Genomic DNA, 14,365 nt, shown 5'->3' on the forward strand with positions numbered 1-14,365 from the left:
ACCTTTCGGTTCGGAGGCTGTCGGTTCGGAAGGGAACGTTCGGGAAGGGTCAGGGGGCGGGCGCGGGTTCACCGCAGTCCGAGCGCCGCGCACACGGTGCCGAACAGCTCGGTGTTGCCGCGGAGGCCGAGGACGCGGTGCGCGAGCGGGCCGCGGGCGGCGACCGGCACGGTGACGCCGGTGTGCTCCTGCGTCCCGCCGGGTCCGGCGGTGGCGTACCCGAGCAGCATCCGGCCGCCCTCGTCGGTGACGAGCGTGGTGGACAGCCCGGCCGGCCGGGCGTCGTCGGGCAGGATCTGGGTCGCGTGGCCGTGGTCGGCGGTGACGATCACGAGGGTGCGGGGGTGGTGTGCGGCGTACGCGAGGGCGACCGCGACGGCCCTGTCGAAGGCCAGGGTCTCGCCGATCTGCCCGCAGGGGTCGGCCTCGTGCGCCCGGTCGTCGATCGAGGCGCCTTCGACCTGGAGGAGGAAGCCCTTGCCGGTGGCCCGGTCGCGGCGGGCCGTCAACTGGCCGAGCGCGGCACGGGTGGACTCGGCCAGGGTGGGTGTGCCGCCGGGCCGGGCGGGGTTGCGGACGGCGCACCGCTGCGGCGCGGTGCCGCCGGGCGCGGCCGGTGCCCCGGTCCACTCCACGGGCAGGTAGTCGGGCGCGAACAGCCCGAGCACGGGCCGGTCGGTGCGGGCCGCCGCCAGTTCCGCCCGGTCGCGCACCACCTGGTAGCCGGCCGCGCGGGCCTGCTCCAGCACCGTACGGCCGCGGTACGGGCCGTCCGTGACGGTCTGTGCGAAGTGGTCGGCCCCGCCGCCGAGGAGGACGTCGGGGCGGGCGGCGACCGTCTGCTCGACGACGGAGCCGGCGCCGCCGGCCGCCCGGGTGTCCGCCGGGCACTCGGCCATGTCGGCGGGGCCCTTGCAGGACCGGTCCGTGACGTGGGCCGTCAGGGCGGCGGGGGTCGCGTCGGCGACCGAGGCGGTGGTCACGCTGCCCGTCGCGTAGCCGTGGCGGCGGGCCTTCTCCAGCAGCGTGGGCAGCGGCCGGTTGGTGCCGGGGGTCTTGGAGACCCGTCCGTTGACGGTCCGCCGGCCCGTGGCCCAGGCGGTGGCGCCGGCGGCGGAGTCGGTGACGTAGACCGGCCGGCCCCGCTCGTCCACGGAGAAGGTGGTGCGCCGCCCGGTGGTGGCCAGTGTGTCCAGGGCGAGCCGGCCCGCCGCGCCGACGGAGTAGTCGCGCGCCGCGGTGATCTCCGCGTCGCCCATGCCGTCGCCGATGAGCAGGATGACGTTGTCCGCCGGTGCGCGGCCCGGGACGGTCTTTGCCCGTCCGCGGTCCCGGTCCGCTCCGCCCGCCCCGTCGGCGGTGGAGGCGGCGGGCAGGGTGACGAGGACCAGCAGGGCCGTGGCCAGGGCGGCGCAGCGCCGCGCCCAGCGGCGTCCCCGGTGGGTGGACGTGCGGCTCATCCGGCCCTGCCCCCCACGGGCGTGGCCGCGCCGGCGGCCGGTGCCGGGTCCAGGACGACACGGGTGCCGGTCGCGGCGGCCCGGCCGGCGGCCGCGGCCACCTCCTGCGCGCGCAGCGCCTCCTCGGCGGTGCAGGGGCTGGGGGCACCCCGCGTCACCATGTCGACGAAGTCACCGATCTCCTGCCGGTACGCGGTCGCGAAGCGGTCGGTGAAGTCCTGGTACGGGGGGTGCTCACCGGGGGCGGGCGGGCAGCCGGTGCCGTCCTGGCCGAGCAGGCGCAGCGGGGTCCGCGCGTCGAGCCCGACCGCGTACGAGCCCTCGGTGCCCAGCACCTCGACGCGGTGGTCGTACCCGTGCGGGTCGAGCCGGGACGCGGTGAGCACCGCGCGGGCGCCGTCGGCGAGGGTCAGGGCGGCCGTGGCCACGTCGTACCCGGCGCCGCCCAGCAGCCGTGCCCCGTCGGCCTGGACGGCCACGGTGGGCTGTCCGGTCAGCCAGTGCACGGCGTCGATGTCGTGGATGAGGCAGTCGGTGAAGATGTCGCCGGCCGTCCGCTCGTACGCGCCGGCCGGCGGGTGGTGGTCGAAGGCGGTGCACCGCACGAGAAGGACGCGGCCGAGCCGGCCCGAGGCGATCCGCTCGCGCAGTGCCCGGTAGGCGGGGTCGCAGCGCCGCTGGAAGCCGACGTGCAGTGGGGCGTGGGCGAGGACCCCGGCCAGTTCGCGGGCCTCGGCCACGTCGGCGGTCAGCGGCTTCTCGCAGAACACCGGCACGCCCGCCCGTGCCGCGGCCAGCAGCGGGGCCCGCCGCTGGGTCGCCGGGGTGGCCACGACCAGCGCGTCCACGCCGGCGACGACCTCCGCGAGTGCCGGCCGTACCGTCACGCGGGCCCCAGTCTCCTCCGCCAGGGCGCGGGCCAGTTGGTGGGCGCCGTCGGGGTCGACGTCGTGGACCACCAGGGCCGGTGGGTCGGGAAGCTCCAGGAGCGTACGGGCGTGCAGCCGGCCCATGCGGCCGGCCCCGACGATTCCCACTCTCATCGAAAGTCTCCGTAACGCTCAGTCGAGTACGGCGGCCCAGCGGGGGTCGGTCACGTCCACGCCGGAGGAGGTGAGCTTGGCGCGCAGTTCCTCGCGCAGCCCCGCCAGGTCGGCTGCGGACTGGCGCAGACTGGCGGCGAGCCGGGTGCTGCGGGCGCGGTAGCCCGCGGGGGCGTCCGGCCGCTTGTTGAAGTCCTCCAGCAGCAGGGCGTCGACGTGCGCCGACCAGGGCAGCTCGTGGATGCCCGCGGCGATCTCGCTGGGCCGCAGCCGATGCCAGTAGGAGATGCCGCCGGCGTGGACCAGTTGGGGGGCGAAGACCTTGGTGCCCGGGAACTGGTGGAAGTGGGCGATCCGCAGTCCCGCGGCCAGGGCCATCAGCTGGTAGAACATCAGCCCGTCGAAGACGACGCGGATCACCTCGTTGCCGTTGTGGAGGTGGTGATGGCGCTCGTGGCTGCGCACCTCCCGGCCGTCGTCGAGGACGTCCACCACCCCGCCCTGCGGGAACGGCAGCCGGGGACCCTCCAGGGCCATCACCCGGGCCAGCGCCCGCTCGTGGTGCGGCTCGATGAGCCGCACCGTCGCGCCGTCGATCTCCTTCTCCGGCCCCGGGGGGACGTACGCGTACGCGGCGGGCGTGACGGGGCCGCCGATGGCGCGCTCGATGTCGGGGCGGACCCGGGGGTCCAGTGCCAGGAAGGGCGGCGCGGCCAGAGGGATGGGGCCGTAGCTGAGCGGGCCGCTGACCGCCACGCCCGGCTCCAGTCCGTCCATGCAGCGGTCGAACCAGTCGGTGTCGGTGACGAAGCAGAAGCTTCTAGAACGGCCGGTCCGTGTTGCGCAGCAGCAGCTCGAAGATCTCGTGGCTGCCCACCCGGTCGTCCATGTCGAAGACGGGCAGGCCACCGCTCATGCGGTCGCGCAGCGCGATCTCCTCGGCGCTGAGCGCGGAGCACACGAAGACGCAGTTCAGCGGCTCGGGAACGAAGCGTAGGAAGTGGTGGACGACGTGCAGCAGGCCGGAGGAGAAGAAGCAGAACCACGGGGGGCGGTCGTCCGGGAGACCGGCCAGGAACTCCCGGAAGCGGTGGTCGAGGTGCGTCAGGGACTCCGCTGGGCGTGTGGCGCCCGGGGGGTTCCCGGTCGGTTCGGAGGTCATCACCATGTCGGGGCCATTTCGTCGTGGCGCGGGAGCCGGCCGAGGTTCAGACGACGTCCCAGTACTGGCCGAGCAGGAAGGGCAGTCCGAAGGAGACGGATTTCTTGCCGTTGGGCTGGTACGCGGACCGGGGCAGCGTGCGGAAGTCGATGCTGACCCGGCTGCTCTCGGTGTCGTTGACGACGTTCCCGTGCCAGGAGTTGGCGCCGTCGAAGACGATGACCTCGCCGTACTCGGCGTGCACCGGCTCGTTGTCGATCCACAGGGTGTTGTTGCCGAAGGCCCGGGTGAGCGGCACCCAGTAGTTGACCTCCGCCGGGTCATGCCCGAAGTCGCGGTCGCGGTGCCAGGAGCCCACGGCGACGGAGTTGCGCAGGTGCACGCGGAAGGTGGGCACGCGCTGGAGGTAGATGTCGTCGACGGTGTCGCCGAGCAGGTGCCGTGCCAGCATGCGGTAGGTGGGCGAGACGATGTCGAAGTTGTCGTAGAACTGCTTGTGGTACGGCGTGCTCTGGTCGGTCTCCCGGGTGGCGAGCCACTCGCTGGCCGCGAGGCCCTCCAGGTCGTCCACTTTCAGCACCTCGCGCACGAGGTCGGCGAGGGGGATCCGGGTCACGTCGTAGCGGAGCCGTGTGTACTTGGCCATGTGTTCTCCTCACACCAGCATGCGGCCGCGCAGGCGCTTGCACCGCCGGTACCAGCCGCCGACCAGTTCGTCGATCACCGGGTCGCCCGTCTCCCCGTCGCTGACCTCGTGGGCCCGGCCGGCCGCGCGTACCGCCAGCCGGCGGGCGGCGAGCCGCAGGGGGATGGTGGGGATGGTGAGCCGCTCCAGGTGGTTGCCCACCCGTTCGAGCGGGCTGAGGTCGAAGAACTCGCGCTGCCAGCGCAGTTCGTTGTGGCGCCAGTCCTTCAGACCGTTGAAACCGCGGCCGTCGTTGTGGTGCATGACGTCCTGGAGGTCCTGGACGATCACGCGCTTGCCGGCGGCGCGGATCAGGGTGGCGAGGATGACGCCGAGCCCCTCGAAGCCGCGGTAGTGCCCCTCGGGGAAGCGGATGTTCTCGATGGTCCAGCGGTTGACGCACAGGATGACGTCGTCCACGGCGTGGACCTCGTAGCGGTCCGACCCGTAGTCGTGGACCTTGTCGTAGTCGGTGACCCGGCCGCGCCGGGTCTCCTTCTCGTTCCACCAGGCCAGCGAGACGGTGTCGGAGCCGCCGACCGAGCCGAGCATCCCGACGGAGTCGTCCTCGAAGACCGGCTGTGCCACCTCGGCCGGGTTCTTCCGCAGCTCGACGTCGTCGTGGAGCATCACCAGTCCGGTGATGTCGGAGTTGGCGGCCGCCTGGTCGAACATGGCGTTGTACGCCGAGAACAGTGAACGCTGGTTGCGCATGGTGAACACCGGGCTGCCCGGTGTCCGGACGCGCTCGATCCCCGGCAGGCAGATGCGCTCGAACAGATTGCCCGGGCCTACGCAGACGCCGTAACCGATCACGTGGTCAACCTCCCTTGGCGGTAGTGGACGTGGCGGGACATCAGAACCGGTAGGTCTCCAGCGAGCCGGTGCGGCGGACGTCGAGCGTGGCGCAGTGGAAGCCGCCGCCGAGGGTGCGCGAGTGGGTGAGCTGGAGCGGCAGCACGTCCATCCCGTGCTTCTCCAGCAGCTTGATCAGCCCGGTCTGCCGGCGGTCCACCACGGCCAGGTCGGGCCGCACCACCAGCAGGTTCATGCCGATCCACACCGAGCAGTGGGGCTTGTCGCCGGTGAAGCCGATGTCCACCAGCTCGGGGCAGGTGATGGTCTCCCACGACCGCAGGAAGTCGGGCATGTTCGCGTCGTTCACCCGCGAGGGGTTGATCAGCACGAGTCCGGGCCGCAGCGGCACGATGGTGGAGTCGACGTGCGTGGACGCGTACAGCCCCCGGCAGGGGTGCACGGTGTAGGTGTCGCCGACCGCCGACTGGAGCCACTTGGCGCCGAGTTCGTTGCCGCTGTCGGACACCAGGTAGAGCAGGTCGGTGCCGAAGCGCAGCACGTTGGCGGCGTCGAACACCGGCTCCACGTCGGTCAGCCGCTCACCGGCCGGGGCCTGCGGGGCGTAGGAGGCGTCGGTCAGCCGCGGCTTGGGCGCCGACAGCCACCGGGCGCCGCTGGCGAAGTAGTCCAGCAGGATGTCCTTGTAGGCGAGCGACTCCAGGAAGCGGGCGCGCAGCGCCATCGGGGTCTCGATGACGGTCCGGCCGATGGACAGCAGGCCGTCGCGGGGGCAGTAGTCGTGGAAGCCGTCCGTCTCCCAGTCGGGGGTCCTGATCAGTGCGGCGTTGTCGCGGGCCTGGGGCCGGCGCACCGTGACGCCGAGCTTGGTCAGCTCCTCCACCAGGATGTGGAGTTCCTCCTCGGTCTCCTTCAGCACCCGGTCCGGGTACGCGCCGGAGGGGACCTGGTCCTGGCTGTCGTACTCGCTCGCGTACTCCACCGCGAAGACGCTGCGGTCGGCGCGGGGGACGCGGGCGCCCACCGCCGTGCCGACGATGATCTCCTCCAGCGGGTCCCATTCGTTGTGCACGCTGACAAGGCTCATGACACTCCTCACGTGGATGGGCAGGGGGGTATGACGACCGGTGGCCGGTGCGGCGCGGGCCGGCCCGCGGCGTGGTCCGCCGGGCCCGGGGGCGCGGCGGTGCACGGGAGGCGGGCCGGGACGTGTGCCGGCCGCCGGGAACGGCCCGGCGGGCACGGCGTACGGCGGGAGGTACGGGAAGGACGGCGGGAACGGCCTCGACGTGCCGGTGGGCGTTCGGGCCCCGCTCGGGGGGACCGCGCGGGATTCCGGTGCGACGTTCCTCAGCGGTGCCGCCCGGACCACCGGACCGCCTGAAGGCTAACAATCACCGCCTCGATCCGCGACTGTGTCCGCTGCCGCCCCGCGCCGTCGTGGACGAGCGCGCCACCTGCGCTTTCCCCCGCGGCGCGCTCCTGTGCCCGGACACCGGGCGTCCGGGCGTCCGGGCATCCAGGCATCCGGGCGTCCGGGCGTCCGGGCGTCCGGGCGTCCGGGCGTCCGGGCAACGCGAAGAACGCGACGCGCGCCCGGGTGGGTGCGCGTCGCGTTCAGCGGTGTACGGCCGGCTCGTGCGGCCCGTGCGCCGTGGGGTGTGTGCCGGGTCAGCGGCGCGACAGCGCGTCGGCCACGGCGGTCTGCGACGGGTCGATCGTGGTGCGCCCGTCCTCGATGTCCCACAGCGTGTTCTGGAGCAGCCGGCCCAGGGTCCAGTTGGCCGCGCGCTCGCGGTCCAGTCCCAGCGCCTCGGTCAGCAGGTCGAAGCGCCGGCGGACCACCCGCTGGGGGTCCCCGGCCGCCTCGAGCTTCTCCCAGCCCGTGTCCAGCGCGGGCCACAGGTCGAAGCCCGGGTCACCGGCCAGGGGTTCGGGGTCGATGGCCAGCCATGGCTCGCGCTCGGCGGCCAGCACGTTGTCGTAGTGCAGGTCCCAGTGCAGCATCCGGTCCCCCGGCTCGCCGACCAGCTCGGTGACGGCCGACGCCCAGCTTCGCAGGCGCTGCCGGTCGGCGGGGTCCGTGAGCGAGCCGACGGCCCCGGGCACGGCCTCCAGCATCTCGCGGGCGATCCCTCCGAGGCCGCGCAGCCCGTCGGGGGCCGGGACGGAGTGCAGCCTGGCCAGCAGCCCGGCGAGGGTACGCATGGCCGCGTCGTCGTCCTCGACGGACGCCAGGGTGCGCGAGGCGTCCAGGCGTTCCAGCAGCATGGCGCTGCTCACCGGGTCGTGGTCCAGCAGCCGTACGACGCCGTTGCCGTTCCAGGCGCGCAGCCCGGTCAGCGCGGCGGTCGTCTCCTCCCGGGGCATCTGGAGCTTGAGCGCGGCGCGGGTGCCGTCGGCGCGCCGTACGGGCACGACGAGCGAGGCCTCGCCGGAGGCGACGCCGCCGTCCCGCTCCAGGTCCCACCGGCCGAGCAGTCGCGCGACCAGGGCGGGCAGGGCGGCGATCCAGGCCCGTTCCTCCTCACCACCGTTTCTCGTCAGGGACGCGGCCAGGGCGTCGGGGACTTCGATCGTTTCCGGCGTACTCATCGGTCTTTCCTTCGAGGGGAGTTGCCCGCCGCGGCCCGGCCGCGGTGACCCGAGCGGGTCCCGCCGGCGGGACCGGGCGGTCTACCAGGGGGGCGCGGTGTGCGCGCGGCCGGCCGCGGGGCCGGGGTTCTCGGGGGCGCCGTCGGTGGCCGTGCCCGGGTGCGTCACCGCAGGCCGGCCCGGTGCAGGGGGGCGCCGGTGTCGCCGTCGGTGGCGCCGGGGGCCGGCTCGTCGGACCTGTCGGCGTCGGCCCGTTCGAGCTGTTCGGCGACGCGCTGCCATATCTCGGCGCAGCCCCGGGCGAGTTCGGCGATGACTTCGGCGCGGTGCGGTGGCACGTTGCCGAGCAGCCGGTCCCAGTCCTGGCTGCGGACGGCCACCACGTTGAGCCAGCGCAGCAGTACCCGGCCGTCCTCGGTGAACCGTATGGACGGGTCGCGGCTGAGGTGACGCAGCATCAGAGCCCGTGAGGGGACGGTCTCCTCGGCCCGTTCGGTACGGGCCGGTGGCTGTTCGGCGGCGGCCGGCCTCTCCCGTACGCGGTCACGTCCGGGCAGCGGGCTCTCGCCCCGGCGCAGCCGCTTGCGGACGTCGGAGGCGGTGCCCAGGGACACCCCGGCCTGGGCGGCGATCTGGCGCAGTGGCGCCGTGGGGTTCTCCTGGATGAGCCGGCCGGCCAACTGCCGTCCCTCGGTGGCGTCCAGGGGGCGGGTCCGCCCGTCACGGCCGACCCGTACGTTCGACTGTGTAACTCCCGCGGTCGAACAGGACCGCAGGGTCGCCACCGTTTTCGCCGAAAGGCCGGTGGCCCGTCCGATGGCCCGGTCGGACCAGAGCGGATGGCTCGTGAGGATGCGGCTCGCGGCGGCCTTTCGGTCGTCGAGGGAGAGCGGCAGGCCGTGGGCGATGTTCGCCTTGACCGCGAGGACGAATGCTTCTTTCTCCTCCCCCTCGAAGTACCGGACCGCGATCTCGGTGGCACCGCGGAGTCCGGCGGCCCGCAGCCGGTGCATGCCGTCGATGACCCGCAGCGTGGACCGCATCACCACAATGGGGGGAAGTTCCGCTCCGGATTCTGCGAGAGTACGAATGTGCTCGGCATCCTCGCCGGAGCTGCGGGGGGAGTCGGAGGCCCGGAGCGAATCGATCGGCACCATGACCACGTCGGACAATTGGAAGCTGTTCTCGTCGGATTCTCCCAGGCACCCCATTGGCTGGTCACGCGCTTGAACAGGGCTGTTACCTAAAACAGGCTCCATTACCTATCCTTTGGTCGCCGGGCATTCACGGCAGCACGGGTCAGGGCCTTCTCTCTTTCACCCGGCATATGCTTAGCATCCATGAACGTTTAAGTAAAGTAACCCTAAGCGGCCGAAAGGCGACCCCGGGATAGGCAGGTCACTCACCGGCGCGGGCACCGTCGCCGCACGGCAGACCGGCAGGACAGGGGGTGCCGGACAGGGTCACGGGGACGACGGCACGGGCCATGCGCTCCTTTCCGGCCACTGCCGACGATCAATCGGCCGTCCCCGTCAACGCAGTCTTAACGCAAAAGGATTGATCGCGCGGCGGGAAAACGTCACACCGTCCGCCGCCTCCGCCGCTGTCCGGCGGCGCGGCCTCTCCCGCGACAGCGCCACGCACCGTGTTCCCACGCCCCCGTGTTCCCAAGACCACACAGGGAGAACGACATGAAAGCGCTCGTACTGGCCGGCGGAGCGGGCACGCGCCTGAGGCCCATCACGCACACGTCCGCGAAGCAGTTGGTGCCGGTGGCCAACAAACCCGTCCTGTTCTACGGGCTGGAGGCGATCGCCGCGGCCGGCATCACCGATGTCGGTATTGTCGTCGGCGACACCTTCGGGGAAATCACCGACGCCGTGGGGGACGGCTCGAAATTCGGTCTCGACGTGAGTTACATACCGCAGCCGAAACCCCTGGGACTCGCGCACGCCGTCCTGGTGGCCCGCGATTACCTGGGCGAGGACGACTTCATCATGTATCTCGGCGACAACTTCGTGGTGGGGGGGATCGAGGGACCCATCCGGGACTTCCGCGCCGCCCGGCCGGACGCACATCTGCTGCTCACCCATGTGTCCGACCCCCGGTCCTTCGGCGTGGCCGAACTCGACGCCGCGGGGCGGGTGTGCGGGCTGGAGGAGAAGCCCGCCCACCCCAGGAGCGACCTGGCCCTGGTCGGGGTGTACCTCTTCTCCCCCGCCATCCACGAGGCCGTGCGGGCCGTCAAGCCGTCGTGGCGCGGCGAGTTGGAGATCACCGACGCGGTGCAGTGGCTGATCGACGCCGGCCGGGACGTGCGCTCCACGCAGATCACCGGCTACTGGAAGGACACCGGCAACGTGGCCGACATGCTGGAGGTGAACCGGCTCGTGCTGGAGGCGACCGAGCCGCGCTGCGACGGCCTGGTGGACGAGCACAGCGACCTCATCGGGCGCGTCCGGGTCGAGGAGGGCGCCGAGGTGCGCAACTCCCGTGTGGTGGGCCCCGCCGTGATCGGTGCGGGCGCGGTCGTGGCCGGCTCGTACGTGGGGCCGTTCACCTCCATCGCCGAGGACTGCCTGGTGGAGGACAGCGAGGTCGAGTTCTCCATCGTGCTGCGCGGCGCCTCCATCAGCGGGGTGCGGCGCATCGAGGCGTCGCTCATCGGCCGCCATGTGCGGGTGACGTCCGCGCCGCCGGTGCCGCACGCCCACCGCCTCGTGCTCGGCGACCACAGCAAGGCGCAGATCTCCTCCTGATGCCTCCTGACCCCGACCCGTTGCGACCGGAAGGCGGAAGCCCGTTCCCATGACCACACATCTGCTCGTCACCGGCGGAGCCGGTTTCATCGGTTCCCACTACGTCCGCACCCTGCTCGGCCCCGACGGCCCGCCCGACGTGGTGGTGACCGTGCTGGACGCCCTGAGCTACGCCGGCAATCCGGCCAACCTGGCGACCGTGCGCGACCACCCCCGGTACCGGTTCGTGCACGGCGACATCTGCGACGCGGCGCTGGTCGACCGGGTGATGGCCGGCCAGGACCAGGTCGTGCACTTCGCCGCCGAGTCCCACGTGGACCGCTCGCTGATCGACGCCTCCGCCTTCGTACGCACCAATGTGCACGGCACCCAGACGCTGCTGGACGCGGCCCGGCGGCACGGGGCGGCGCCGTTCGTCCAGGTGTCCACCGACGAGGTCTACGGGTCCATCGAGCACGGCTCGTGGACCGAGGACGAACCACTGCGGCCCAACAGCCCCTACTCCGCCTCCAAGGCGTCCGCCGACCTGCTGGTGCTGGCCCACCACGTCAGCCACGGCCTGGACGTGCGGGTGACCCGCTGCTCCAACAACTACGGGCCCCACCAGTTCCCGGAGAAACTGGTCCCCCGCTTCATCACCCTGCTGATGGACGGGCACCGGGTGCCGCTGTACGGGGACGGGCTGCACGTGCGCGAGTGGCTGCACGTCGACGACCACGTACGGGGCATCGAGGCGGTCCGCACCCGCGGCCGCGCCGGCCGGGTGTACAACATCGGAGGGGGCACCACACTGAGCAACAGGGAGCTGGTGGGGCTGCTCCTCGAGGCGTGCGGTGCCGACTGGAGCAGCGTGGTGCACGTCGAGGACCGCAAGGGGCACGACCGGCGCTACTCGGTGGACTCCACCCGGATACGGCGGGAACTGGGCTTCGCGCCGGCCACCGGCCTGGCCGAGGGGCTGGCCGCCACGGTCGCCTGGTACCGGACGAACCGCTCCTGGTGGGAGCCGCTGCTCCCGGCCGGCTCGCTGCCCGCCTAGGACGTGTCTTCCGGGTCGCGCCCGGCACGATCCGAAGGACACGCCCTGGGTTCCCTCCGCCCGACGCCGGGCGCGCACCCCCCGGAGACCGACACCATGTCCCCGTACCCTCGCCCGCGCTGGCTCGTCACCGGTGCGTCCGGCATGCTGGGGCGCGAACTCACCTCCCTGCTGCTGCGCCGGGGTGCGGCGGTGACCGCGCTCGGCCGCGGCGCCCTGGACATCACGGACGGCGCGGCCGTGCGCGACGCGCTGGCACGCCACCGGCCGGCGGTGGTGGTCAACTGCGCGGCGTGGACCGCGGTCGACGCGGCGGAGTCGGAGCCGTCGCGGGCCATGGCGGTGAACGGTGACGGACCGCGCCATCTCGCGTCGGCCTGCCGCGCGCTGGACGCCGTCCTGCTCCAGCTCTCCACCGACTACGTGTTCGCCGGTTCGGCCGTGCGGCCCTACCGGGAGGACGACCCCACCGCGCCGCGCACGGTGTACGGCTTCACCAAGCGGGCCGGGGAACGGGCGGTGCTGAGCATCCTGCCCGAGGCCGGCTACGTGGTCCGCACCGCCTGGCTGTACGGGGCGGGCGGGCCCAACTTCGTGGCCACGATGATCCGTCTGGAGGCCGAGCGGGACACCGTGCGCGTGGTGGACGACCAGCACGGCCAGCCGACCTGGACCGCCGACCTCGCCGACCGGCTGGCGGCGCTGGGCTCGGCGGCGCTCGCCGGGGCGGCGCCCGCCGGTGTCTACCACGCGACCAACACGGGCGGCACCACCTGGTACGCCCTGGCCCGCGAGACGTTCCGGCTGCTCGGCGCCGATCCCGACCGGGTCCGTCCCACCACCAGCCGGGCGCTGGCCCGGCCGGCCACGCGGCCCGGCTACAGCGTGCTGGACCAGCCGCGCTGGCGGGAGGCGGGCCTGGAGCCGTTGCGGGACTGGCGCGCCGCGCTGACGGAGGCGTTCCCCACGCTCCGCGGTGCGGTGGGCCGTTCGGCGGTGCCCCGGCGGTGAGGTGCCGCTCCCGGCCGGGGGCGCACGCGGACGACGACGGCCCACCGGTGGGATTTCACCGGTGGGCCGTCCTGTCGTGCGCTCAGGCCACGGACCGCTCGCGCAGGGAGCGGTGGAAGGCCACGCACTCCTCGTACGCCGGCAGCAGGCCGCGCCGCTCCATCTCCGCGATGCCGGGCGCCTGCCGGTCCTTGTGCGAGAGCACCGGCTCGATGTCACCGGGCCACGCGATGCCGAGGTCGGGGTCGAGCGGGTGCACGCCGTGCTCCCGCCCGGGGGCGTAGCCCCGCGAGGTGAGGTAGACGACGACGGCGTCGTCGGTGAGCGCCATGAACGCGTGGCCGAGGCCGGCCTCGACGTACAGGCTGCGGTGCGGGTCGTCGAGGCGGACGGCGTCCCAGGCACGGTAGGTGGGCGAGCCGACGCGGAGGTCGACGACCACGTCGAGCACGGCACCGCTGAGACAGGTGACGTACTTGGCCTGGCCGGGCGGGACCTGGGCGAAGTGCACGCCCCGCAGCACGCCGCGCCGCGAGACGGACCGGTTGACCTGGGCGACGCCGGGTTCGTAGCCGAGCACTCCGCTCAGCTCCCGGCCGCTGTACAGCTCCTGGAACTCGCCCCGGTCGTCGGCGAACGCACGGGTCTCGGCCAGCCAGGCACCGTCCACACTGAGCGGACGCATCCGCCCTCCTCTCGTCAGAAGCGGTAGGTCTCGAGGGTTCCGGTCCTGCGGACGTCGAGGGTGACGCCGTGGAAGCCCCCGCCGAGCATCCGGGCATGGGTCAGCCGCAGCGGCAGGACGTCCACGCCGTGCCGTTCCAGCACCCGCATCAGCCCGAGCTGCCTGCGGTCCACGACGACCAGGCCCGGCCGGAGCACCAGCAGGCTCATCCCGATCCACGGGGAGCAGTGCGGTACGTCCCCGGCGTAGCCGAGGCCGATGAGTTCGGGGCACTCGATCCGCTCCCAGGAGCGCAGCACTGGGGGCAGGTTGTCCTCTCTCACCCTGGCGGGGTTGACCAGGACGAGGCCCGGTCGCAGGGGGACGAGGGTGGAGTCGATGTGGGTGGAGGAGTACAGGCCGCGGCAGGGGTGGACGGTGTACGTCTCGCCGAGGGCCGACTGGAGCCAGCGGGCGCCCAGTTCGTTGCCGCTGTCGGAGACCAGGTACAGCAGGTCGGTGCCGAGCCGCAGCACATTGGCCGCGTCGAACACCGGCTCCCGTTCGCGCAGCCGCTCGCCGGGGGGCGCGGCCGGGTCGTACATCGCGTCGGCGAGGCGGGGCTTGGGCGCGGACACCCATCTGCTGCCGCTGGTGAAGTACTCCATCAGCAGCTCCCGGTAGGCCGACGACTCCAGCCATCGCGCACGCAGTGCCATCGGGGTCTCGATGACGGTGTTCCCGACGGTGAGCAGCCCGTCGCGGGGGCAGTAGTCGTGGTAGCCGTCGCTCTCCCAGTCGGGGGTCCGCACACGGGCGGCGTGGTCGCGGGCGCGGGGGCGGCGGACGGTCACACCGAGACCCCGCAACTCCTCGCACAGCTCCTCCAGTTCGTCCTCGGTCTCCTTGACCACCCGGTCCGGGTAGGGGCCCGTGGGTACGTCCTGCCAGCGGCCGGGCCCGGCGTACTCGGCGTACTCGACGGCGAGCAGGCTCCGGTCGGCGACCGGCACCCGGGCGCCGAGGGCGGTGCCGACGACGGCCTCCTCCAGCGGGTCCCATTCGTTGTGGACACTGACCAGGCTCACGGCCAACCCTCCGGGACGAGTCGGTCACGGGACGCTTGCGGCG

Annotated in this window: 14 protein-coding genes; 3 read left to right on the top strand and 11 right to left on the bottom strand. The window is 72.9% G+C overall.

The window, feature by feature from the left end; all coding sequences use genetic code 11:
• Positions 1-68: 68 nt before the first annotated feature.
• The 9 genes from E2B92_RS21975 to E2B92_RS22015 form a co-directional block, all read right to left on the bottom strand.
• A complete protein-coding gene (locus E2B92_RS21975) occupies positions 69-1,460 on the bottom strand; it encodes an alkaline phosphatase (RefSeq protein ID WP_126889462.1) in 1,392 nt (463 codons plus the stop codon).
• Positions 1,457-2,503, bottom strand: coding sequence for a Gfo/Idh/MocA family protein (locus tag E2B92_RS21980; RefSeq protein WP_133087654.1), 1,047 nt, complete (start codon positions 2,501-2,503; stop codon positions 1,457-1,459). Before E2B92_RS21980 ends, E2B92_RS21975 begins: the two co-directional genes overlap by 4 nt.
• Before the next feature lie 18 nt (positions 2,504-2,521).
• The gene (locus tag E2B92_RS21985) at positions 2,522-3,280 is read right to left on the bottom strand and encodes a hypothetical protein (RefSeq protein ID WP_443070294.1); all 759 of its coding nucleotides are present in this window, start codon (positions 3,278-3,280) and stop codon (positions 2,522-2,524) included.
• A 43-nt stretch (positions 3,281-3,323) separates the two neighbouring features.
• Positions 3,324-3,671, bottom strand: coding sequence for a hypothetical protein (locus E2B92_RS34170; protein ID WP_443070295.1), 348 nt, complete (start codon positions 3,669-3,671; stop codon positions 3,324-3,326).
• Between the two features lie 40 nt (positions 3,672-3,711).
• Complete coding sequence (locus E2B92_RS21990; RefSeq protein ID WP_125616796.1) at positions 3,712-4,311, bottom strand: streptomycin biosynthesis protein StrG; 600 nt, start codon at positions 4,309-4,311, stop codon at positions 3,712-3,714.
• Positions 4,312-4,320: 9 nt separating this feature from the next.
• Positions 4,321-5,166, bottom strand: a complete 846-nt coding sequence (locus E2B92_RS21995; protein WP_126888050.1) for a glycosyltransferase — start codon at positions 5,164-5,166, stop codon at positions 4,321-4,323.
• A gap of 40 nt (positions 5,167-5,206) precedes the next feature.
• Positions 5,207-6,253 (bottom strand): inosamine-phosphate amidinotransferase 1, encoded by a 1,047-nt coding sequence (locus E2B92_RS22000; protein ID WP_126888049.1) that lies wholly within the window; start codon positions 6,251-6,253, stop codon positions 5,207-5,209.
• A gap of 584 nt (positions 6,254-6,837) precedes the next feature.
• Positions 6,838-7,761, bottom strand: coding sequence for an APH(6)-I family aminoglycoside O-phosphotransferase (locus tag E2B92_RS22010; protein WP_126888047.1), 924 nt, complete (start codon positions 7,759-7,761; stop codon positions 6,838-6,840).
• A 164-nt stretch (positions 7,762-7,925) separates the two neighbouring features.
• Positions 7,926-8,804 (bottom strand): streptomycin biosynthesis protein, encoded by an 879-nt coding sequence (locus E2B92_RS22015; protein ID WP_443070296.1) that lies wholly within the window; start codon positions 8,802-8,804, stop codon positions 7,926-7,928.
• A gap of 648 nt (positions 8,805-9,452) precedes the next feature.
• On the opposite strand from E2B92_RS22015, the gene E2B92_RS22020 reads away from it, so the two are divergent.
• From E2B92_RS22020 to rfbD, 3 genes are all read left to right on the top strand, one after another.
• Positions 9,453-10,520: a glucose-1-phosphate thymidylyltransferase gene (locus E2B92_RS22020; protein ID WP_126888045.1), complete on the top strand. Its 1,068-nt coding sequence runs from the start codon at positions 9,453-9,455 to the stop codon at positions 10,518-10,520.
• Positions 10,521-10,569: 49 nt separating this feature from the next.
• The gene (gene rfbB / locus E2B92_RS22025; RefSeq protein WP_126888044.1) at positions 10,570-11,559 is read left to right on the top strand and encodes a dTDP-glucose 4,6-dehydratase; all 990 of its coding nucleotides are present in this window, start codon (positions 10,570-10,572) and stop codon (positions 11,557-11,559) included.
• A 96-nt stretch (positions 11,560-11,655) separates the two neighbouring features.
• Complete coding sequence (rfbD, locus tag E2B92_RS22030; RefSeq protein WP_126888043.1) at positions 11,656-12,570, top strand: dTDP-4-dehydrorhamnose reductase; 915 nt, start codon at positions 11,656-11,658, stop codon at positions 12,568-12,570.
• A gap of 82 nt (positions 12,571-12,652) precedes the next feature.
• Here rfbD and E2B92_RS22035 read toward each other — a convergent pair whose 3' ends face one another.
• Positions 12,653-13,255 carry a dTDP-4-dehydrorhamnose 3,5-epimerase family protein gene (locus tag E2B92_RS22035; RefSeq protein WP_126888042.1) on the bottom strand — a complete coding sequence of 201 codons (603 nt, stop codon included), beginning with the start codon at positions 13,253-13,255 and terminating at the stop codon, positions 12,653-12,655.
• Positions 13,256-13,269: 14 nt separating this feature from the next.
• Positions 13,270-14,322 carry an inosamine-phosphate amidinotransferase 1 gene (locus E2B92_RS22040; protein ID WP_126888041.1) on the bottom strand — a complete coding sequence of 351 codons (1,053 nt, stop codon included), beginning with the start codon at positions 14,320-14,322 and terminating at the stop codon, positions 13,270-13,272.
• Between the last annotated feature and the right edge of the window lie 43 nt (positions 14,323-14,365).

This window comes from Streptomyces sp. WAC05374 (genome assembly GCF_004353505.1).
Lineage (GTDB): Bacteria > Actinomycetota > Actinomycetes > Streptomycetales > Streptomycetaceae > Streptomyces.

Bases quoted from the DNA above. Each gene is read 5' to 3' on its own strand.
- rfbB (WP_126888044.1), top strand. From the start codon at position 10,570: ATGACCACACATCTGCTCGTCACCGGCGGAGCCGGTTTCATCGGTTCC.
- E2B92_RS22010 (WP_126888047.1), bottom strand. From the start codon at position 7,761: ATGAGTACGCCGGAAACGATCGAAGTCCCCGACGCCCTGGCCGCGTCC.
- E2B92_RS22000 (WP_126888049.1), bottom strand. From the start codon at position 6,253: ATGAGCCTTGTCAGCGTGCACAACGAATGGGACCCGCTGGAGGAGATC.
- rfbD (WP_126888043.1), top strand. From the start codon at position 11,656: ATGTCCCCGTACCCTCGCCCGCGCTGGCTCGTCACCGGTGCGTCCGGC.
- E2B92_RS22020 (WP_126888045.1), top strand. From the start codon at position 9,453: ATGAAAGCGCTCGTACTGGCCGGCGGAGCGGGCACGCGCCTGAGGCCC.
- E2B92_RS21975 (WP_126889462.1), bottom strand. From the start codon at position 1,460: ATGAGCCGCACGTCCACCCACCGGGGACGCCGCTGGGCGCGGCGCTGC.
- E2B92_RS21980 (WP_133087654.1), bottom strand. From the start codon at position 2,503: ATGAGAGTGGGAATCGTCGGGGCCGGCCGCATGGGCCGGCTGCACGCC.
- E2B92_RS34170 (WP_443070295.1), bottom strand. From the start codon at position 3,671: ATGGTGATGACCTCCGAACCGACCGGGAACCCCCCGGGCGCCACACGC.
- E2B92_RS22035 (WP_126888042.1), bottom strand. From the start codon at position 13,255: ATGCGTCCGCTCAGTGTGGACGGTGCCTGGCTGGCCGAGACCCGTGCG.
- E2B92_RS21990 (WP_125616796.1), bottom strand. From the start codon at position 4,311: ATGGCCAAGTACACACGGCTCCGCTACGACGTGACCCGGATCCCCCTC.
- E2B92_RS22015 (WP_443070296.1), bottom strand. From the start codon at position 8,804: ATGCGGTCCACGCTGCGGGTCATCGACGGCATGCACCGGCTGCGGGCC.
- E2B92_RS21985 (WP_443070294.1), bottom strand. From the start codon at position 3,280: ATGGACGGACTGGAGCCGGGCGTGGCGGTCAGCGGCCCGCTCAGCTAC.